The following is a 20903-nucleotide window of genomic DNA, read 5'->3' as shown; positions in this document are numbered from 1 at the left end:
AACAGTGATTGATCCTTTATTTTGGTTGGGACTATCTATCCTCTTGGTTGCTGCTAGTCTCACAGCCGTTTTAGTGGCATCTATACCTGCTTTACAGGAATTAGCCCGTGCCGCTCGCAGTGCTGAAAAATTTTTTGATACTCTTTCGCGGGAGTTACCACCTACTCTTAATGCTATCCGCAACACCAGCTTAGAAATAACAGATTTAACTGATGATGTTAGTGAAGGTGTCAAAAGTGCCGGTCAAGTTGTCAAACAATTTGATCAAAGCCTAAATACTGCCAAAAAACAAGCAGAAAATCTTCAAATCAGCACTCGTAGTGTTTTAATTGGTATTAAAGCTGCGTGGACAAGTTTCAATCGGAAAAAACCTGCTAAAAGAAGTGCTAGAACCCTAACTAATCAATGATAAATTACCAATAACATCACAGTTATCTCCAGTCCCTAATTTCTCAATCAGGTTTTGTTGATCTATCTAACTAATATTAGAGTAAAGTAAAGAAGTGTAAAGAAGTATCACTTTTACGTGACTCTTTGCAAAGCACTTGTTACATTATCCTGTTAATAATAGTATAAAAACGTTCATGCACCTGTGTTCTTGGCGACGAATTTTAGTATCAATTGCCTTATTTTGCTTTGCTGGGTCAATCTGGGCAATTAATTCTCCATCAGCCCTAGCTTATGAAAATCCCGATTTATTACCGGGCTTTGTTACACCAGTAGTAGATTTAGCAAAAACTCTCCCTGACCCCCAAGAAGAAAAATTAGTTAAAGAATTAGACCAGTTTGAAGCTGATACTGGTTGGAAATTGCGCGTTTTAACGCAGTATGACCGCACCCCAGGTAGAGCAGTAATTAAATATTGGGGATTAGATGATAAAAGTATTCTCCTAGTCGCGGATGCCCGTGGTGGTAACATTCTTAGTTTTAGCGTTGGTGATGCAGTTTATCAATTCTTACCCCGCACCTTCTGGATTGAACTACAAACCCGCTTTGGTAACTTATACTTTGTCCGTGAACAAGGAGAAGATCAAGCCATTCTCCAGTCCTTAGATTCAGTCAAAGGTTGCTTACTTAAAGGCGGTTGTAATGTAGTTCCTGGACTCCCTAGAGAACAATGGATACTCACCCTTGTCACCTCCGCTGTCGGAGGAATTATTTGCGGTTTTGCCGCTCAACCCCGCAACGATAAACAAATAGTTGCTTGGCAATGGGCATTAATTTTTTCACCCTTATGGGGAATGTTATTTATCGCCTTCGGTATTGCTCCAGTTATTACCCGTACAAGTGACTGGTTGCCTCTAGTTCGCAATATTTCCGCCTTTGCTATTGGTGCTTTAGTGGCTTATTTATCCCCTGTTTTTAGTCGGCCTCCTTCGGGGGCTGAATCCTGAGAAGTTTAGGGGACTGGGGAATAGGGTATTCTCTACCCCCCTTTTCTTCCTGAACGACGGCGAGGTCTTCTTTCTTGGTTCGCACGTAAACGCATACTAACTTCATTAAAGAAGTCTCGTCGGAGATATGGATAATCACTTACCCATAGGTCACGACTAGGAATATATATATCACTAAATTCTTCAATTGTGCTTAAATCAGCACGATTTGACATGACCACCATTTCGGCTATTTGACCACGAGTAATGGCTTTGTGGGCAGGACGTAGTGGGGCTTCAAATTCAACACTAAATCCTGTGTCGTCACCTATTTCTAGGTTAATCCGCTTTTCGCGGTTTTCAATAATTACTAACTCACCTTTACTGTTGACGGTTTCCTGTTTGCCCATTAACCGATCTGTAATCCACCAATCTAGCACTCGTCCCCGGAAAAATCCACTGTATTTGTAACGGCGGCATTTTCCATTGCGGATACTTGCCTGTAATATGGGATACCATAGCCAAAAGAAAGCACCAAATACCCCAAAAAAGAATATGAACCCAAATTCCAATCTAAACAAAAATTGTATCAGCAGTAGCACAGCCATGGTAACTACGGAAATTAATAGCCGCTGCAAAAAATTACTAAACTTCCCCCAATAGTATTTATATTGTGGTCCAGAGGCAATTAGGGGAATAATTTGTTCAAATTTTTGCCGAGTTAGGGGAACAAGCATATTTTAGATTTTGGATTTTGAATTTTAGATTTTGGATTGGAAAAATCGCCAATCGAAAATTTCTCACAGATGATTGCTGAGTGTTTTACAGTATTTTTTCTAGTCCATATACTAACGACTTTAGCTGGTTAACTTTGCGTATGGCTAATAATACTCCTGGCATATAACAGGCGCGATCGCTGGTATCATGACGTAAGGTATAAATCTGCCCAGCGGCACCAAAAATCACCTCTTGATGGGCAATTAGTCCTGGTAAGCGCACACTATGAATTCTAATCCCTTCATCTGCTAAACTGCCTCTAGCTCCTGCTATTTTCTCCGTTTCTTCCACCATAGCAGTGTTAAAAGTTTTGCCCAGTTCTCCCAATAGTTGAGCAGTTTGAATGGCTGTACCGCTGGGAGCATCGGCTTTTTGGTTATGATGGAGTTCGATAATTTCTACATGATCAAAATACTGAGAAGCTCTAACAGCCGCTTCTTGTAGTAATACCATACCAATAGAAAAGTTGGGAATAATCAAACAACCGGTACTGGCTTTTTCAGCAAAATCACTTAATTCTTGAATTTGTGCGGGACTTAAACCTGTAGTTCCTACAACTGGACGAATTCCATAGGCGATCGCACTGCGAATACTGTTATATACCACATCAGGATGGGTAAAATCAACTAGTACACCTGGCTGCATCTGTCTTTCCCCAGCCACATAGGCCAACATAGGTTCTAACTGATTGCTAATTGGTACTTCTAAGGGTTCACTTAAACCCGCTAGTTCTCCAGCGTCTTTACCTTGATGTTGCGGAGTAGTATCAATTGCACCCAGTAGAGTCAAATCAGATGCTTGGGCTACTGCTTTAATGACCTCACGTCCCATTTTACCAGCCGCACCATTGACAATAACTGGGATAGAAGCTTGATTGCTCATAGATTTAACAATTATTTTCAATTCAACAATAAAATTGTCTCACAAATGCAAGTCTGACAAGAATAGACTTTAAATGCTCAACAGCTTATTTAGTAATTTCTGTGTACGGGCGAACGGCCGTTCGTCCCTAAATAGTATTCTTTAAATAAGATATTGAGTATGTATATTCAACAGTTCCATTAATTTAATCCGTGCTATACTGTATGGTATTTATTGGCAGTGGACATCAAAATCAAAATAACGAAAACAGGCGTTAGATATGGTGAATTAGCTCAATTCGGCTATACATGGTCTCTAATACTGGAAATATATAGCTTTAACGAACTTGACTATCAGTGGATTTAAGTTAAACTGAAAGCGTCTTAATTTGATCAAGTACAATTCAGACGGATAGAGGAGGCAAAAATGTGAATTTTAGTAACTGTGTCCAGAATAGTGGGTAATATAAGTACCAGGAAAATTTAAATTGAATAGTTTGATACTTCTTAAATCATCGTTATCCACTAACCTGGAGGAGATAACTCATGAACGAATTCATAAGCAACCGAAAATTGTAATAAGTAGTTTACAATGCCAATTAGTGAGAGAATCTAAAGAAAATATAAAATAAACTCAAATGACTGTGGTGTCTGGAGGGCAAAAGTGTTTTTGAGACTAGCAAACGAACATAGACAATTTGTACAAGATTTGGTAATGAACTTGAAAGCCTTGGCGGTTGTACTAGAACGGCACGGTTATCCTGCTTCCTGCTATACTTGTGGCGATCAGATGAACAGCGCATCCTTTATGGTCAGCTTAGGAGACAATCATTTAATTCGCTTTTTAGTCTCAGATTATGGGATTACTTGGACAGAAATGCGTGATGATCGTGAATTAATGAAATTAGAAGGTGCAGAAGCGATTAACCAGTTAGAAGAACTAGCTACCCTCGTCAAACAGTCTATACAAAAGTCTAGAGATACTGAGTATTCATCTCCGACAGGTAAACGCATTTTACAGAAAAGTTCAGGAAGGGTGAAAACCCAACCATAACAACTTGAAACTATGTTTGGGTTGAAAGTTGTTATTTCCCACTAGGTTCGAGAATGACAAACCAATCTGTCTACTGGCTATAAGTCATAAATTATAAATTATAATTTATAATTTATATTTATCAGCCAGCAATCAAATTCTTATCACATTGAAGGCTACGGGCATTATATCTGATAGCGCGGCGTGACCTTACCCATAGACCAGTTCTGAAAATGTTAAAGATGCTGATCATTCATTATGCTTTACTGTTGATGTGACAGTTTTTGGTATAGCATATTTATATTAACTTCTAGAAAATCATTATCTTTGAGAATTTGATACAAATTCACATTTTCCTCTAACAAACAAGCATGACCGCTATTTGGAAGGATAAATGTTTTGCTATTTGGTAAAATACTAGCCAATCTGGCGATTTCGGTAACGGAAGGTAATAAGCGATCATTTCCACTACCAATAAGTAAAACTGGTTGTGTTAACTTTTGCAAATCTTTTTTGTCAATTTGAAAATCTCGCAATAGGGACAACCGCCAGTTTACAGTCTCTGGTGGAATCGAACCCATGGACGCGAGAAGTATTTGGCGCTGGCTTTCAGAAACGCGCTCTAATGAGGCCAGAAATGGTAACAAAGCTAATGAACCAACATTAAATAATAATGATGGGACAAACTGAGTAAGCTGGGATATCCAACTAAACCAAGGCTGATGCAAAAAAGAAGAAGCGGGATTAATTAAGATAATGCGCTTAAATAAATGTGGTGACTGGGTTGCTACTTTCATCGCTAAACAACCACCGAAGGATTCACCACAGAGGTATATTGGCCGTTGACGGCTTTTTTCCAGTTCACCATGAATCAAATCTAAAACATTTCTGGCTAAAACATCCCAAGTACCAAGATGGTTTTTGGATATAGCCAAGCAACGAATATCTAAACCTATTGATAATTCAGGGATTTGGGCTTGTAACAATTGACCAGTGCCATCCATTCCTGGTAAATAGATAAATAAAGGAGCATCTGACTGTACTGGTTTTGGAGTCAAAAAACAAGGTTTCAGGTCAACGGCTGGCATTTTGCGGCTTTTTTTTAATCTATTCTATCTTTAACTTTACCGTTTCTCTGATGCAAATGGGGATTATGGCATATTTTCTTTTTGTCTCCTGCTAAAATCAACCTTTCCAGACAAAAAACAACCCACTCTGAAACCATGATTACAGAATTTCTAGCAATTTGTATTCATCATATATAAATATGTGAAAGCGTCAAATCCCCCTAACTGGCAATAATGTCACCTTGGCATTACACATAATACTATAGCATTCCGCAACGATTATGCACTTAAATGACATTGGATTACCATATCTAAAGTAGTGATAAATCTCTATATTGCTAGTGGTTAATCTACTGACAATGCTCAAAAAATTGCAGTTTATCTTGATGTATTTTGAAAATTTACTGACTATAAACTTATAAATATTTTCAGATAAATTTCGTCAAAAATATCAGACAGGAAAGCTGGGTTAGGAGTCACCCAGAAACCTTGTTCAGGAAACTCCAAAAAATATCTAGAAATTTCTTGTAGTCGGGGACAAAAAACCAGCTAATCATCAACTACAGGTATCTTGCTGATCCCAGAAGACGGGATAGTTTATTTTTTGTGATGCCCTAAATCATTAATCTCAAACAAAATCATTGCAGAAAATCCTGAATATTGAAACTAATACTCTTGTCATGAATTGGAGAATTTTATATGCTCAATTTTATGCACATCATCATCTATATTGCTGGAATTTGCATTAGTGTATTCTCTGTGACTACCAATGAAATAAACAGGTTTTACCATGATTATTAGTAACTGCTTTCCCAAATTTGACAAGAAATCATTTAGGAGTTTTATAGAAGTGATGAAACAATTCTCAATTCCATAAATTTGTTACGATTAAGGAGTAATTTAATAAAAAACCGTAGCAATGTTATATAATTGCCTAGTTTTATCTAGATAATCTAGATGATTAAGAGAGAAAACTGATTAATAATTTGCTTTTATTGTCCATGAATTTAGTGAATAAAACAGAAAAGACTTTTGCACTGACAACACCGCTATATTATGTCAACGATGTCCCCCATATTGGCAGTGCTTATACAACTATAGCGGCAGATGTCATAGCCCGGTTTCAACGCTTACAGGGAAATCAAGTTTTACTAATTACGGGTACAGATGAACACGGACAAAAAATCCAGCGTTCAGCAGCCAGTTTAGGAAAAGCACCGCAAGATTTTTGTGATCAAATTGTTCCCAGTTTTACAAGATTGTGGGATTTACTCGATATTCAATATGATCGCTTTAGTCGGACTACTGCACCCCGTCACGAGGCCATAGTTAAAGAGTTTTTTCAGCGAGTTTGGGAAAATGGTGACATCTATCAAGGAGAACAACAAGGTTGGTACTGCGTTTCCTGTGAAGAATTTAAGGAAGAACGGGATTTACTAGAAAATAAACGCTGTCCCATCCATACTACCAAAGAAGTGGAGTGGCGGGATGAGCAGAACTATTTCTTCCGTTTGTCTAAATATCAAACTCAGTTAGAGGAATTTTACCAATCTCACCCTGATTTTATTCAACCTGTGAGCAGACGAAATGAAGTTTTCAATTTTGTCGCTCAAGGTTTACAAGATTTTTCCATTTCCCGGGTAAATCTTGACTGGGGTTTTCCTGTACCTGTAGACTCTAAACATACATTGTATGTGTGGTTTGATGCTCTACTGGGTTATGTAACAGCATTGTTAGAACCAGACGCAGAACCAACTTTAGCTAATGCTTTACAGACATGGTGGCCAATTAATCTCCACTTGATTGGTAAAGATATTTTACGCTTTCATGCTGTTTACTGGCCAGCAATGCTGATGTCAGCAGGTTTACCTTTACCAGATAGGGTATTTGGACATGGTTTTTTAACTAAAGACGGTCAAAAAATGGGTAAAACTCTGGGTAATACCCTTGATCCTATCACTTTAGTGGAAAATTATGGTAGTGATGCCATTCGTTATTACTTCCTTAAGGAAATCGAATTTGGGAAAGATGGCGATTTTAATGAAATAAGGTTCATTAATGTTTTGAATGCAGATTTGGCGAATGATTTAGGTAATTTGTTAAATCGCACTTTAAATATGGTGAAGAAATACTGCTCTAGTCAAGTACCGTCCATAACCCAAGCAACTATTCCGGCGGAAAATCCTTTAAAAATTATCGGGTTAGAGTTGGGAGACAAGGTGAAACAAGCATATACAGCTTTAGCTTTTAATGAAGCCTGTCACTATGTTTTATCTCTGGTACAAACCAGTAACAAGTTTATTGATGATCAAGCCCCTTGGTCGTTATATAAACAAGGTAAACAGGAAGATGTGGAACTGGTGCTATATGCGGTTCTGGAATCTGTGAGACTAGCAGCTTATCTCCTCTCCCCAATTATTCCTAATATCAGCAGTGATATTTATCAGCAATTAGGCTGGGGAATCAACTTTAATGAACAAAAAGAAAGTGCAATTTTAGCCCCTTTTTGTACCCACTCAACATGGGGAATATTATCCGATAAACAACAATTGGGGACACCCAAACCAGTTTTTAAGCGGATAGAAACATCAAAATAAAAGATTAATTTTGGGAACTGCTAATTCCTTCACAAAACAATTCGGGGCTGTACTGTCACCAATGACAGTTGGGAACATGAGTCAATAATCAGGGCTTTTTCGCTGCTGATTTTATGACTCCTGATCTATCAGCCCCGGAGACTTATCATAAGCCATTCTAACAAATTATGTAGTTAGAAATTTCTATCATAACAGGAATAACAACACAAGGTATGACAACAATGTTGAATAATTTGGAAAACGACTCGATATTTACGCCAGAACAAGTTTTGGAAAATCGGGGACGGGTAGCTATCTTTATTGACGGCTCAAACTTATTTTATGCAGCACTACAACTAGGAATCGAAATTGATTATACTAAGTTATTGTGCCGTTTAACTGGTGGATCAAGGCTATTACGGGCTTTTTTCTACACAGGGGTAGACCGGACAAATGAGAAGCAACAGGGCTTTTTATTGTGGATGCGTCGCAATGGTTATAGAGTCATTGCTAAGGATTTGGTACAATTACCAGATGGTTCTAAAAAAGCTAACCTAGATGTGGAAATAGCTGTTGATATGATGGCTTTAGTTGATTCCTATGATACCGCAGTTTTAGTCAGCGGTGATGGCGATTTAGCTTATGCTGTCAATTCTGTCAGCTATCGTGGTGTTAGGGTAGAGGTGGTGAGTTTGCGATCTATGACTAGTGATAGTTTAATTAATGTTAGCGATCGCTATATTGATTTAGAAGCTATCAAAGAAGATATTCAAAAAACTCCCCGTCAAAGTTACCCATATCGGCCATTGTCTAGTATGGGCTTTTTAGACGATCCTAGAGGTAGTGATAGACATCTAGAATTTCCAGAGTAATGCAATATTCACAAGACAGGGAGAATGGAAGACAAAACTCAAAACGTCAGCGGGGAAGTAAACATCGTTCCCCCCACTTCTATTCATTTTCACAGTTTAGATTACGAACAAATTGGGTTTACCTGTCTTTATCATTGTTCTTAGGGTTATGGTTATCTGCTTGTAGTAATCCATCTACACCTAACCAATCAAAAACTAATACTTCATCTCCAAGAGAAGACGAAACTAAGTTAACTTTTTTTGGTGTGGATTTAGAACAATTTGATCAGGTAGGGAGGCCGATTTGGAAAGTGAAAGCCAAAAAGGCAAAATACACTACAGATAAACAAATGGGTGAAGCGGAAAGTCCTCAAGGGGAACTCTACCAAGACGGAAAAGTTGTCTATCAAATTAAAGCAGAAAAAGCTGACATTAAGCAAGATGGTAAGCAACTTTTTCTTCAAGGTAAAATTGTGGCTAGTGACCCCCGTAATGGTATTGTTTTTCAGGGTAATGAGTTAGAATGGCGACCTCAAGAAGATTTATTAATTGTCCGTAATCAGTTAAATGGTAGCCATAAACAATTACAAGCAACAGCCCAAGAAGCTAAGGTAAAAACTCGTGAACAACGGGTAGAATTTTCAGGAGGAGTAGTAGCAAAATCTACAGATCCACAGTTACAAATGCGAACTGAGCATTTAATATGGCAGATTAAAGAGGATAAATTATTTAGCGATCGCCCTATCCAAATAGAAGGATATAAAGATAACAAAATCTCTGGCCGCAGTCAAGCTAATGCCGCCGAAATTAACTTAAAAACTCAAATTGCAATTCTCCAACCACAGGCCAAATTAGAGTTAATAGATCCGCTAATGCAAATTACTAGTAACTCTATAACCTGGAATATTCAGAAGGAAAATATCACCACCAATTCTCCCATTCGTGTCTTCAAAGCTGCTGAGAATCTAACTGTCACTGCTAATCAAGGAAAAATGAACATACCAGAAAACACTGTCTATCTCACTGGTAATGTCAATGCAGTTGGACAACGTAGTCAGTCTTTAAAATCAAATCAATTGACTTGGTATTTAAATAAAAAATTGTTAGAAGCCCAAGGAAATGTAATTTATCATCAAGTTGCACCAAAATTAACTTTTCAAGGAGCAACAGCGGTCGGTAATTTAGAAACAGAAAATATTGTCGTTAAAGGTGGTAATTCTGGACAGAAAGTAATCACAGAAATTATCCCCCAGGAAAATAGGTAATAAGGAAGTTGAGCAGAAATCATCTTCTCTGGCTTCCTTCTCCTGAGAGGATGTTTTAACAGTATATGGCACCCTATGGGCGAATATAAAAGAGCTTATGGCTTCACTAAGGGATACGCTACTACACAAGCTAAGTCCACCTGGGTGAAATCATGAAAAAATTAGGTTTTTTCTATGTAGACGCAGTTTATAAACGCTAAAAATCGTATTAACTTCTACCTAAAAACAGACAACGGACAGCTAACCTCTATACAAAATCTCATTGCGATTAGCTGCACCAAAATTTGGTAAAGAATTATCTAAATGAGGGACAAGGGTAGGGGGAATATCCGTAGATACTTCTAATTCTTTTTCTAAATGTTGGAGAAGTTTATCTTGTTCAGCCCGAAAAGCGGATATATTTCCACCACGGTTAATAATTGTAAACCAAACCAAACCGCGATCGCGTGTAGGTACAACTCCTGCTAAAGCACTAACATCATTAAGAGTACCAGTTTTCATCACGGTTGCCTTGGGCATATGTCGAGAGTGTATTGTACCTCGGTTATCCAGTCCCGAGGTCGGAAATAAATCAGCTAAAGTCAACTGATAAGAACTAGCTTCACGTTGCAATGCCATAAATATAGCACAAACGGCTCTGGGAGAAATCCGATTTTCCTTACCCAAACCAGAACCATTAATGAGGAGAATTTCTGACTTCGAGACTCCAGCAAGTTGGGCTGCTGTAGAACTAACTACATCAGCACCTCCCACAGATTCAGCCAACATTTCCGCAATATCGTTATTACTAAAAACATTCATTTCCTTAATTATTTTTTGCAAAGGTAAGGAAAGATGACGTACCAGCAAAGTTTGTCCTACTTTCGGTTGAGGGTCTACCTTGATATTACCAGCAATAATAACTTGGGGTTTAGGTGTTCCCTTGGGCATAACAGAATATTGGAAAACCACAGAACGAGACCAAGTACGGTGATTTAGTGCTTGTTTGAGTAATTGACCCGCGAGTATTGGATTGCGTTGGAAATTCATCGCAAAAGCACCAGTAATGATTAAATTTCCCTTTACCTGCTTAATACCCATTTTATTCAGAGTATTTCCCAGCGCGATGGCCTCTTCCCCAACAAACATAGGATCACCAGTACCAGTAATCACTAAATCGCCCTGTACCACCCCATTTACCACCGGTCCAGTGCTACTAACTAAGGTCTGAAACTGGTGATTTGGTCCCCAAGTTTTAAAAGCCGCTAAGGAAGTAGCAATTTTAGTTAAAGAAGCAGCGGGTAAAGGTATAGTACCTTGATGGTTAGCCATTAACATCGGTCCCGACTGTAACCAAATCCCCTGAGAGGACATGAGATTTTGGTCAATTAATTTTGATGTAATTAAACCCTTGAGATATTCTTGTACGGTTATAGCTCCGGCCGGGCTAGGATCAGGGACAATAATGAAGCTAGGGCTACCTTGCCAAGCCAGTACACTCAAGGCTTCTAGAGGTTGAATTTGTACCTTAGCCATTTCTAGCCACAGAGAAAACAAACCTGATCCTAATAATTCCAGCATAGTTAAATTCCTCTATTTTATTTTTTTTGTGAATCATTCAAGTAATCTACTAACGTAATACGCCACGCCAGGTATCAGATGAAATCTGCTGTATTTTAACCATACGGTTATTTTCCTATTCCTGTCTTCCTTCGAGCCTTTGCGCCTTTGCGTGAGATGTAAAAATCGCAGTAGTTCCTAATTCCCAATCAAGACTACTCTGTGCGCTATATCTACGTAATTAGTCTCTATTTCCTATTCCTTGTTTCCTCTTTTCCTAATCACATCTACTAATATACAAGCCTGATTATATTTATCAGTATTAAGTCATAATAATTAGTATTATTACATATTTTTAAGTCAATCACATTACATGATATGAGTTCACCTTTTTTGTTTATTCCCTATTTGCTGCCATATTTTGACTAATTAATAGATTCCCGTAGTCTATTTTCTTTCTGGATGTGCTGCTTCCTCTGGAGTAGGAATTACCACTTGATTAATTACTCCAATCATTTGATATAAACGCCCTAAATCTCGTTGATTAAAATATAAAACTAAGCGGGGTAAATTAGATGTTTCATCTTGTCCTTCTTGGGGTAATGCTTGACTTTTGACAATTTTGCCCGTTACCAGGATATCACTAAAGTTAGTATTAAGTGCTTCTACTTGATCATCTGATAGATCTTCTCGCAACCGGATCACCAACTGATCACCAACATAACGACTAGAATGATAAATTTGGTAAAAACTAGTAATAGCATTACAGGCAACTTCTAGATTATCTGTAATTGTGTATAAACTAGGATCATCAGGACTAACAAGCCCTGTCTTTACCAATTTCTCATCAATATACTGACTCCAGGAGCGCCAATAATCACCTCCCGGTTGATCAATTAATACTAAAGGAACTGGACCAAATTTACCTGTTTGGCTTAATGTCATACATTCGAAAGCCTCGTCTTGAGTCCCAAAACCACCGGGAAACAAAGCTACAGCATCACTTTCTTTTAAAAGAAATAATTTCCGGGTAAAGAAATATTTAAAGTTAATTAGTTTAGTATCACCGTGAATGACGGGGTTAGCTTGTTGTTCAAAAGGTAACTGAATATTTAAACCAAAGGAATTGTCTCTTCCAGCGCCTTCCTGACCAGCTTGCATAATTCCACCACCACCACCAGTCATAATCATAAATCCTAGCTGGGAAACAGCGCGACTAAATGCAACGGCCATTTGGTATGCTGGTGTTTCTGGTGCTAGACGGGCAGAACCAAAAATAGTAATTTTACGTATATGACGGTAGTGATAAAATAACTGAAAACCACGTTCCATATCTACTAAAGCAGCAGATAGTATTTTCCAATCAAGACGTTCAATGTCACTATCCGCAAGACGCAAAATTGTAGATAGGGACTGCTGAATAAATTGCCGATGTTTTAGTGTCGGTAAACGATCTATTAACTCAGCAATATCCGCTTGCAGAGAATCTAATGGAGAAAAAGACGCTTCAGAGGTCATGGTTAAAGCCGCAATAATGGCATCACATTGTAATATAATCCAAGTTGGTAGTTATCTAATTCAAGGGGGAAAAGAGTAATTGTTAATATCTTGACCAGATACATAAAAATGGTACTGTCCCTAGACTTTTTTGTAGTTGAAAAAAGAGAGGGGACGCACCAAGTTTGTCCCGTAATTCATTTGTCAATGAATAACTCAAAAGAAGTTTGTTGTCTATTGAGCTTCAAAGATACTTTTCCAAAGTGTTAGATAAAGTGGTTTTAGGTACAGCACCGACCACCATATCTACTTTTACTCCGCCTTTGAAAATCATTAATGTAGGAATACTGCGAATACCGTACTCACTAGCAATTTTGGGATTTTCATCAGTATTCATTTTCACAACTTTTAATTTTCCTTCGTACTGAGCGGCAATTTCTTCGACAACAGGAGCTACCATGCGGCATGGACCGCACCAAGGAGCCCAGAAGTCAACTAATACGGGTACTTCGCTGTCGATTACTTCTTGCTTAAACGTAGAATCTGTAACTTGTGCTGCTGCTGACATACCTAAAAACCTTTACATAAGATATTTCCGAGGTTGGTGAAAATTCTACCACAGCAAAAACCTCCTCTTTGAGTTTAAGGATGAGTATTTGCAAAGAAATTAGAAAATTCATGTCCAACATAAGGAACCGCCCGAACAATAGTCCGGGCGGAGTGTGGTGTGAGGAGTGAACGGAAACATTTGTCTCCGCCATCTCTATTGTAGGCTAGATATGTGATTTTTCCAGTCATTCTTTAGACTACTAGAAAAGTTTTTGGAGTTGTTACAGCGTTAGGAGTCAGAAGTCAGAAGTCAGGATAAAGCCCTTACCCATGACCAATGACATGAATGAGTTATTTACCCATACCCAACTGTTGGGCTTTTTGGTAAACCTTGCCTTCGGTTAACAGAGAAGGAGCAATGACGACTTCAACTTGCTGCATTTCTTTAATGTTTTTAGCGCCTAAAGTTCCCATGCTGGTTTTTAAAGCTCCTAAAAGGTTATGAGTACCGTCATCTAAGCCAGCAGGACCTGTGAGTATTTGTTCTAGCGTTCCGGTAGTACCAACGCGAATCCGAGTTCCACGAGGCAATACGGGGCTAGGAGTTGCCATGCCCCAATGATAACCCCGGCCAGGGGCTTCTGCGGCTCTAGCAAAGGGAGAACCAATCATCACACCGTCTGCACCACAGGCAATACATTTACAGATGTCTCCACCGGTGATTAAACCACCATCAGCGATGATAGGAATATATTTTCCGGTTTCTTGGTAATAATCGTCTCTAGCGGCTGTACAATCAGCGATCGCAGTAGCTTGAGGTACGCCCACGCCCAGGACTCCGCGAGAGGTACAAGCTGCACCAGGTCCAATACCCACTAATACTGCTGCTGCACCAGCTTTCATTAATTCCAGTGTGACTTCATAAGTGACGCAATTCCCCAAGGCCACAGGAATGGGCATAGAGCGGCAAAATTCCTCTAAATTAAGGGGAGTAACAGATTCTGGCGATAGATGATCAGTAGAAACTACTGTAGCTTGGATAAAAAATAAATCTGCCCCTGAAGATGCTGCTACCTCACCATATTTGCTTGCACCTGCTGGAGTCGCACTAACCGCCGCAATACCGCCTTGTTGTTTAATTTCCTGAATACGTTTTTCAATTAATTCCGGCTTTATTGGTTCGGCATATAGTTCTTGCATCAGGCTCACAAATTCGTCTTTGCCCACGGAGGCAATCCGATCTAAAATCGGTTCAGGATCAGCATAACGAGTTTGGATACCCTCTAAATTAATTACTCCCAATGCCCCCAACTGGGACAAACGAACAGCCATTTTTACATCAACTACACCATCCATTGCACTGGCAATAATGGGGATTTCTCGCTCAATCTTGCCGATTTTCCATTTAGTATCAGCTAAACTCGGATCGAGTGTTCTGTTACCAGGGACTAAAGCAATTTCATCAATTCCATAGGCTCGACGAGCCACTTTTCCCCGCCCAAGTTGAATTTCCACGCTTTCACTTTTCTCAAAACTGTTTAAGCTAGGGTATCAAATTGTGGTGATATTGGGAATTGGGGATAATTGAAAATTTGGGATTTTTAATTCTAATTCTGTTCTGATCTACTAGTTCGGGTTGGCGTAAATAAACCAACCATTCTCAATCGCTAGCAATCTTACGGGAACAGCGACTTATTACTTTTGACTGTTGACTTGGGGTCAGTATTAGGGTTTATTTTTACCATGATTAGCACCTGTATAACCTGTAGCTACCCAAATAACTGCCCTAGCACCATCTCGAATAGATTTTTGAATGGGTTCTGGTGAATTTTTTGAAGGAACTGATACGGGTTTAAAATTCATGCCTCGACTACCTAAAACAATTTCACCAACTACGCAAGCACGACGCATATGAAAGTCAGATGTAATTAAATAAACACTTTTTATACCACGAGAGCGCAATTCATCTACTAAAGTAGTGAAATTAGTAACTGTGTCTACAGCTTCATAATCTAAATTTAAACGACGGGGATCAACTCCTGCACTAGCAAATATTTTTTTGGTATGCTGAGGTGGACTACCCCCAGAAATCCAAATCGGTATATTTGGATATTGATGGGCTAATTTAGCTGTAAACTTTTCCCTTTCTAACAGGCGAGTAGAACCGCCTAAAACTAATATTGCTTGTGGTTGTATAAACTGGTTTTGTACAGCTTTACACCCCCACCAGATGAATAAGGCTAATATGCAAGCCATAAACCCTAAAGATTTACCTGTCAACAGTAGCTGATTTAAGGCCCTATTGGTATGTCTATTTCGATGGGAATTTTCTTTAAAAATCAGCACCATGACGGAAAAAGATGATGGTTAATATAAGTTTTGCGAAGTCCGCTTACAAAGAATTTGGTAAATTTGCAATTAAAGTCACTGAATCTATGTTGCTGTAATTTCTGTCATATCCTAAACTATCTTAGAAAATCAATCAAAGGTGTAAGAGCAGTTATTTACGACATAATTTTTAAATGCACATCAAAGACCTAGTAGACTTAAAAGCTTGAATTAGTGTAACTTATTGCTAATGGGACTAAATACAATTTTCTGTTCTTAATTAATACAATCAGGACAAAATCTACGGGTTGTGATATTTACTCGATACGGCACTTTTCTTTTTCAAGTACCAGACCTAAATATCTAAAAGGTTTATGGGACAAGGGTTATAGGATTTTATTTGCTACCAAACCGTTACACAAAGTGCTGTAAATAACCAGTGAAATGCTAAGTAGGTGATCTCGCGTCCACCTACTTAGGATGGCCATTGCTCTTTTTACGGATAATCAACGCCACCTTAAACTAACAGAGTTTGCATCAATGGTTTACCATTTTCTAACTTACCACTGCGTAGCCATTCTGTCAGTTCCTCTGGGGCTTGGGCTTGGGTAATGCGTTCTCGGAGATACCCACCTTCGAGAATTTCCTTTTGCAACAATTCCTGGGCAATTTCTTCTAGTAAGTTGCGATTAAATTGGAGAATAGTTAAGGCGATGTGGTGAGCATGATCCACTATCCGCTTAACTTCGTGATCAATTTCTTCTGCTACTTGGGGACTGATAGCCCGGCGAGGATTTCCATAACCTTCCATAAACTGCTGTTGAATTTTCTCGAAAGCCACAGGGCCTAGTTTATGACTCATGCCATATATTGTCACAGCGCGTTCTGCTAAATCCGTGGCTTTTTGAATATCATCAGTAGCACCGGTAGATACTTTACCAAAGACGATTTCTTCAGCAGAACGTCCCCCCAGTAAAATGGCAATCCGTCCCCGGATTTCATCTTCTATCATTAAGAAGCGGTCTTCTTCTGGCATTTGAATTGTATAACCTAATGCGCCGACACCACGGGGGACAACGGAAATTTTTTCAACTTTACCAGCACCAGGCATTAATGCGCCAATGATAGCGTGTCCAACTTCGTGATAAGCAACGGTTTTTTTCTCAATTTCATTGAGGACGCGAGAACGTTTTTCTAAACCTGCTACTAAACGTTCAATGGCCTCGTTGAAATCTGCCATGATTACGGCTGGACGATTGTTTCTCGCTGCTAATAATGCGGCTTCATTAACTAGGTTGGCTAAATCTGCACCGGCAAAGCCTGGAGTGCGGGTGGCTATAATTCCTAAATCAACATCTGCTGCTAATTTGACGTTTCTGGCGTGGACGTTGAGAATGGCTTCCCGACCGATTTTATCAGGTCTATCGACGACAACTTGACGGTCAAAACGACCGGGACGACGTAAGGCCGGATCAAGGATTTCAGGACGGTTGGTGGCGGCGATGATAATGACACCAGTATTAGCGTCAAAACCATCCATTTCGCTAAGTAGTTGGTTGAGGGTTTGTTCCCGTTCATCGTTACCACCAACAAAACCACCAGGACTACTGCGAGATTTACCCAGTGCGTCTAGTTCGTCAATAAAGACGATACAGGGTGCTTGTTGTTTGGCTTGTTCAAATAAATCCCGAACTCTTGCAGCACCAACACCAACGAATAATTCGATAAATTCTGAACCGGAGATGCTGAAGAAGGGAACACTGGCTTCACCAGCGATCGCTTTTGCTAGTAATGTTTTACCTGTACCTGGAGGTCCAACCAATAAGACACCTTTGGGAATTTTTGCCCCTAAAGTGGTGTATTTGGTGGCATTTTTCAGAAAATCAACGATTTCTTCAAGTTCAGCTTTGGCTTCATCTACACCGGCTACATCCAAGAATTTTACACCTGTGCCGCCTTCAGAATAAATGCGGGCTTTGCTTTTGCCAACTGTGAGTGCCGCAGGTCCTCCACCCTGACGATTCATTAAAAATGCCCAAATGCTGAAGAAAATTAAGGGGGGAGCAACCCAACTTAATAAAGTGCCAATCCAAGCGGTTTCGTTTGGTGGTGGGGCGGTAAATTCGACGTTGTTCTCGCGGAGGATTTTGGGTAAATCTAAGTCAATAGCAACTGGTGTTGTCTGAAATACCTGTTCGACGATTTTACCTGCGTTGGTTTGGGTTTTGATGGTATATTCAATGCGATCGCTTCCCACAATGGCTTTATCTACTTTACCTGCTTGTACCTGAGCAATAAAGTCACTATAGGGAACTTGCTGTAAACGTTGTCCTAATAAACTAGGAACTATCAAGTTTAGCAATAACAAAAAAGTCAATAAAATCAGAAGACTACCACCGAGTTGTCTTATTTTTGGTTGTTTTGTCTGATTATTATTGTCAGTTTCTACGGGCATAATGTCACCTCAGTAGTCAATAGTCAATAGTCAATAGTCAATAGTCAATAGTCAGTAGTCACTTGATTTTTAACAACTGACAACTGGCAAAGGACAAATAACGCATATCAACTTAATAACAAGGCAAATAGTCCACATAAAGCAATCCCATCAAACACACCAGCGCCCCCAAGACTCAACACACCCGAACTCATCGCTTGAATGTCTTTGAGATGTAGCAAATCAGCACCAATCAGAGTCCCCAAAACACCACCAGCAAAGGCTACAGGTGCAGCATGGGGTGAAGCTATTAGCATTGCCGAGACGGCCGCACTCAAAGGGGCAAGTAAGGGATTGATTTGAATACCAATTCCTGGTACTACTTGGGCTGCCAAGTAGCTAACAACGGTCACAATTGCTGTAACTAGCAGAATTGCCAGGGCGTTTCCCTGGGAAAATTGGTATAATGCTAACACCACAGGTATTAACCCACCGCCCACATTTAGAGCTACCACGGTAGAACGTTGCACTTGTCTTAACGGAATCCCCCAAAATTCTTTTAACCACAGTGCTGCAAATTCATCTGCTAATTGGACTGGAGCTTCTAAGCGGTAAATGGGAATATTGATTGTGCTGGTAACAATAACTAGCACTAATAATAAAAAAGCAGTGTTAGGAGAAAAACCCAACTTAGCTACTGCAATTTCCACTACGTCTATTGCCACCGCAAACCAGATAAATGGTAGCAATAGCAATAAACCAATAAATAATAGTAGTGAAACCGGTAAATATATCATGGAAATGGGAAAATAGAATGAATTTGGCAATCAAAGCCTCAAATCCAGCCGATACAAAAATGCTAACAATTACTCAACTGTTTACCTTTTATAAATTTTTATATTTAATAACTATTGTAGAAACTGGAGGGTAAGGTTTAAATTAGTATATACCCTATAAAATCATGTATTTTGCCGCACTGTTATGGAAAATCAACACGGCTACGCCCCGCAAGCGATCGGATTTTTGTTGAAACTGCTATTATTTTCGGCTTTGCTCTCGGTATTAATTAAATATGCTGCTCCGTTTCTATGGATTCCAGCAACGGCGACAAGTGTGCTAATTATGGTTTTATCACCAACTATGGTTATGGCAACTGTTCTATTGTGGCGAGTACCAAGACAAAAGTAAAATTAACAAAAAAAATATAGGTGGTGTTGTTAAAATCAGCTAACCTAACGGCATTGACACAAAAAAGCATTTTACTAAGCTGGGAGTCTCGTTTGTGAACATTGGTCAATGGATAGGTATAATTGCCTTAGTTATATCCTTATATATATTGTGGCAACTTCGTGAGGTTTTGCTACTAATATTTGCCGCTGTGGTGTTAGCAACGACTTTAAATCGTCTAGCTCGACGTTTCCAAGCCTTGGGAATCAAACGAGGATTAGCTGTTTTATTGGCTGTGGTGATTTTTTGGGTTGGTGTGGTTTGTTTTTTCTGGTTGATTGTACCACCGTTTGTCCAGCAATTTCATGAACTCACCTATAGAGTTCCTCAAGGTTTTGAACGTTTTAATGCTTGGGTTGATGAACGCAGAACTTATATCCCTCCACAATTATTACCTTACATACCCGATTTGAATAGTTTAATTGAACAAGCACAACCGCTATTTAATCGCTTATTAGGTAACTCTTTTGCTTTTGTCTCTGGATCTTTAGAAGTTGTTCTGAAAATTTTATTAGTATTAGTTTTAACGGGAATGTTTTTAGCTAATCCTCACGATTACCGAAAAGTATTTGTCCGCCTATTTCCCTCATTTTATCGCCCCCGGGTAAATGGGATTTTAAATCAGTGTGAAATATCGTTAGAGGGATGGATCACAGGGGCTATTATTGCTGTCGCAGTTGTGGGATTAATGAGTCTATTAGGATTATCAATTTTAGGTGTAAAAGCAGCATTGGCATTGGCAGTATTAGCCGGATTTATGAATTTAATTCCTAATCTTGGTCCAACTATGAGTGTATTACCAGCTATGGCGATCGCTCTATTAGATAATCCCTGGAAAGCCCTGGCTGTCTTGATTCTCTACTTTGTGATTCAACAAGTTGAGAGCAATTTTATCACACCTGTGGTCATGGCACATCAAGTATCTTTACTCCCTGCTGTCACCCTAATTTCTCAATTATTCTTTGTGACATTTTTGGGATTTCTAGGATTATTTTTGGCACTTCCTCTTACCGTTGTGGCAAAAATTTGGGTTCAAGAAGTTTTAATTAAAGATGTCTTAGATAAATGGGGTCATGATCAGAAACATCATCAAGAATTATCAGTAATTGATGAATCTGCTGATGGAAATGATGATGACGGTTGACGGTTGACTGTAAAAAATACTAGCATAATTACTGTTGGCAAGGGATTTTACTTGGGTAAAAACCAAACACTGTAAAGTTTTATTGCAGGATTTAACACTTCTGTTTTCTTGGATTTCAATACGTGATATATTTATCAATATTTGGGTAATTTGACATTTTACAAGTTGATTTGTTTAATGAAATTTAACCTACAATATAATGAAATTGTTGCTTTAAATCATAGTTGGAAAGCGGCTGTAGAATTATTTGGAGATGATAGTCCTTTATCCCAAAGTGCAAGAGATTTAAAAGGATGTTTACAGGTAAGATTATTACAGAGTTATCCAGATCAAGTTTATTTAATCATAGATAAAGAAACTTCAGAAACAGCAGGGGAAGAATT

17 protein-coding genes are annotated in these 20903 nt (G+C 39.0%); 7 read left to right on the top strand and 10 right to left on the bottom strand.

Features of this window, described 5'->3' with window-relative positions; genetic code table 11:
• The first annotated feature begins 4 nt into the window (after positions 1-4).
• Both FFO06_RS08110 and FFO06_RS08105 read left to right on the top strand, forming a co-directional pair.
• Complete coding sequence (locus tag FFO06_RS08110) at positions 5-409, top strand: DUF948 domain-containing protein (protein WP_137907581.1); 405 nt, start codon at positions 5-7, stop codon at positions 407-409.
• Positions 410-584: 175 nt separating this feature from the next.
• Positions 585-1394, top strand: a complete 810-nt coding sequence (locus tag FFO06_RS08105; protein WP_137907580.1) for a TPM domain-containing protein — start codon at positions 585-587, stop codon at positions 1392-1394.
• 32 nt (positions 1395-1426) lie between these two features.
• Here FFO06_RS08105 and FFO06_RS08100 read toward each other — a convergent pair whose 3' ends face one another.
• Entirely contained in the window at positions 1427-2110 is a 684-nt protein-coding gene (locus tag FFO06_RS08100) for a DUF8619 family protein (protein ID WP_137907579.1), read from the bottom strand.
• A gap of 85 nt (positions 2111-2195) precedes the next feature.
• Entirely contained in the window at positions 2196-3032 is an 837-nt protein-coding gene (dapB, locus tag FFO06_RS08095) for a 4-hydroxy-tetrahydrodipicolinate reductase (RefSeq protein ID WP_137907578.1), read from the bottom strand.
• 642 nt (positions 3033-3674) lie between these two features.
• Between dapB and FFO06_RS08090 the strand changes: the two genes are divergently transcribed.
• The gene (locus FFO06_RS08090; protein WP_137907577.1) at positions 3675-4064 is read left to right on the top strand and encodes a DUF1815 family protein; all 390 of its coding nucleotides are present in this window, start codon (positions 3675-3677) and stop codon (positions 4062-4064) included.
• Positions 4065-4306: 242 nt separating this feature from the next.
• On the opposite strand, the gene FFO06_RS08085 is transcribed toward FFO06_RS08090, so the two are convergent.
• Entirely contained in the window at positions 4307-5131 is an 825-nt protein-coding gene (locus FFO06_RS08085; protein ID WP_137907576.1) for an alpha/beta fold hydrolase, read from the bottom strand.
• 980 nt (positions 5132-6111) lie between these two features.
• On the opposite strand from FFO06_RS08085, the gene metG reads away from it, so the two are divergent.
• The 3 genes from metG to lptC all read left to right on the top strand — a co-directional run bounded on the left by metG (position 6112) and on the right by lptC (position 9802).
• Positions 6112-7707 (top strand): methionine--tRNA ligase, encoded by a 1596-nt coding sequence (gene metG, locus FFO06_RS08080; RefSeq protein ID WP_137907575.1) that lies wholly within the window; start codon positions 6112-6114, stop codon positions 7705-7707.
• Positions 7708-7928: 221 nt separating this feature from the next.
• On the top strand, positions 7929-8558 hold the full coding sequence (locus FFO06_RS08075) for a LabA-like NYN domain-containing protein (RefSeq protein WP_137907574.1): 630 nt from the start codon (positions 7929-7931) through the stop codon (positions 8556-8558).
• The gene (gene lptC / locus FFO06_RS08070; RefSeq protein WP_137907573.1) at positions 8558-9802 is read left to right on the top strand and encodes an LPS export ABC transporter periplasmic protein LptC; all 1245 of its coding nucleotides are present in this window, start codon (positions 8558-8560) and stop codon (positions 9800-9802) included. The genes FFO06_RS08075 and lptC overlap by 1 nt, the downstream gene beginning before the upstream one ends.
• Before the next feature lie 240 nt (positions 9803-10042).
• Here the strand turns inward: lptC and FFO06_RS08065 are convergent, their stop codons facing one another.
• The 7 genes from FFO06_RS08065 to FFO06_RS08035 form a co-directional block, all read right to left on the bottom strand.
• The gene (locus FFO06_RS08065; protein WP_137907572.1) at positions 10043-11362 is read right to left on the bottom strand and encodes a D-alanyl-D-alanine carboxypeptidase; all 1320 of its coding nucleotides are present in this window, start codon (positions 11360-11362) and stop codon (positions 10043-10045) included.
• Positions 11363-11788: 426 nt separating this feature from the next.
• Complete coding sequence (locus FFO06_RS08060; RefSeq protein WP_137907571.1) at positions 11789-12859, bottom strand: LOG family protein; 1071 nt, start codon at positions 12857-12859, stop codon at positions 11789-11791.
• A gap of 223 nt (positions 12860-13082) precedes the next feature.
• The gene (trxA, locus tag FFO06_RS08055) at positions 13083-13406 is read right to left on the bottom strand and encodes a thioredoxin (protein ID WP_137907570.1); all 324 of its coding nucleotides are present in this window, start codon (positions 13404-13406) and stop codon (positions 13083-13085) included.
• 332 nt (positions 13407-13738) lie between these two features.
• Complete coding sequence (locus tag FFO06_RS08050; protein WP_137907569.1) at positions 13739-14902, bottom strand: GuaB3 family IMP dehydrogenase-related protein; 1164 nt, start codon at positions 14900-14902, stop codon at positions 13739-13741.
• 210 nt (positions 14903-15112) lie between these two features.
• Positions 15113-15643: a YdcF family protein gene (locus FFO06_RS08045; RefSeq protein WP_137907568.1), complete on the bottom strand. Its 531-nt coding sequence runs from the start codon at positions 15641-15643 to the stop codon at positions 15113-15115.
• A gap of 589 nt (positions 15644-16232) precedes the next feature.
• Positions 16233-18170: an ATP-dependent zinc metalloprotease FtsH gene (gene ftsH / locus FFO06_RS08040; RefSeq protein ID WP_137907567.1), complete on the bottom strand. Its 1938-nt coding sequence runs from the start codon at positions 18168-18170 to the stop codon at positions 16233-16235.
• 107 nt (positions 18171-18277) lie between these two features.
• Complete coding sequence (locus FFO06_RS08035; protein ID WP_137907566.1) at positions 18278-18946, bottom strand: DUF1614 domain-containing protein; 669 nt, start codon at positions 18944-18946, stop codon at positions 18278-18280.
• Between the two features lie 485 nt (positions 18947-19431).
• On the opposite strand from FFO06_RS08035, the gene FFO06_RS08025 reads away from it, so the two are divergent.
• Entirely contained in the window at positions 19432-20520 is a 1089-nt protein-coding gene (locus FFO06_RS08025) for an AI-2E family transporter (RefSeq protein ID WP_137907564.1), read from the top strand.
• Positions 20521-20903: the final 383 nt, after the last annotated feature.

The sequence above is a fragment of the Dolichospermum planctonicum genome (assembly GCF_005402965.1).
GTDB lineage: Bacteria > Cyanobacteriota > Cyanobacteriia > Cyanobacteriales > Nostocaceae > Dolichospermum > Dolichospermum planctonicum.
Note: the sequence above shows the minus strand (reverse complement) of the source record. Positions and strands in the feature narration are given on the sequence as shown.

Excerpts from the sequence above, each read along its gene's own strand:
- FFO06_RS08105 (WP_137907580.1), top strand. The coding sequence starts at position 585 with ATGCACCTGTGTTCTTGGCGACGAATTTTAGTATCAATTGCCTTATTT.
- FFO06_RS08100 (WP_137907579.1), bottom strand. The coding sequence starts at position 2,110 with ATGCTTGTTCCCCTAACTCGGCAAAAATTTGAACAAATTATTCCCCTA.
- dapB (WP_137907578.1), bottom strand. The coding sequence starts at position 3,032 with ATGAGCAATCAAGCTTCTATCCCAGTTATTGTCAATGGTGCGGCTGGT.
- FFO06_RS08085 (WP_137907576.1), bottom strand. The coding sequence starts at position 5,131 with ATGCCAGCCGTTGACCTGAAACCTTGTTTTTTGACTCCAAAACCAGTA.
- metG (WP_137907575.1), top strand. The coding sequence starts at position 6,112 with ATGAATTTAGTGAATAAAACAGAAAAGACTTTTGCACTGACAACACCG.
- FFO06_RS08075 (WP_137907574.1), top strand. The coding sequence starts at position 7,929 with ATGTTGAATAATTTGGAAAACGACTCGATATTTACGCCAGAACAAGTT.
- lptC (WP_137907573.1), top strand. The coding sequence starts at position 8,558 with ATGCAATATTCACAAGACAGGGAGAATGGAAGACAAAACTCAAAACGT.
- FFO06_RS08065 (WP_137907572.1), bottom strand. The coding sequence starts at position 11,362 with ATGCTGGAATTATTAGGATCAGGTTTGTTTTCTCTGTGGCTAGAAATG.
- FFO06_RS08060 (WP_137907571.1), bottom strand. The coding sequence starts at position 12,859 with ATGACCTCTGAAGCGTCTTTTTCTCCATTAGATTCTCTGCAAGCGGAT.
- trxA (WP_137907570.1), bottom strand. The coding sequence starts at position 13,406 with ATGTCAGCAGCAGCACAAGTTACAGATTCTACGTTTAAGCAAGAAGTA.
- FFO06_RS08045 (WP_137907568.1), bottom strand. The coding sequence starts at position 15,643 with ATGGCTTGCATATTAGCCTTATTCATCTGGTGGGGGTGTAAAGCTGTA.
- ftsH (WP_137907567.1), bottom strand. The coding sequence starts at position 18,170 with ATGCCCGTAGAAACTGACAATAATAATCAGACAAAACAACCAAAAATA.
- FFO06_RS08035 (WP_137907566.1), bottom strand. The coding sequence starts at position 18,946 with ATGATATATTTACCGGTTTCACTACTATTATTTATTGGTTTATTGCTA.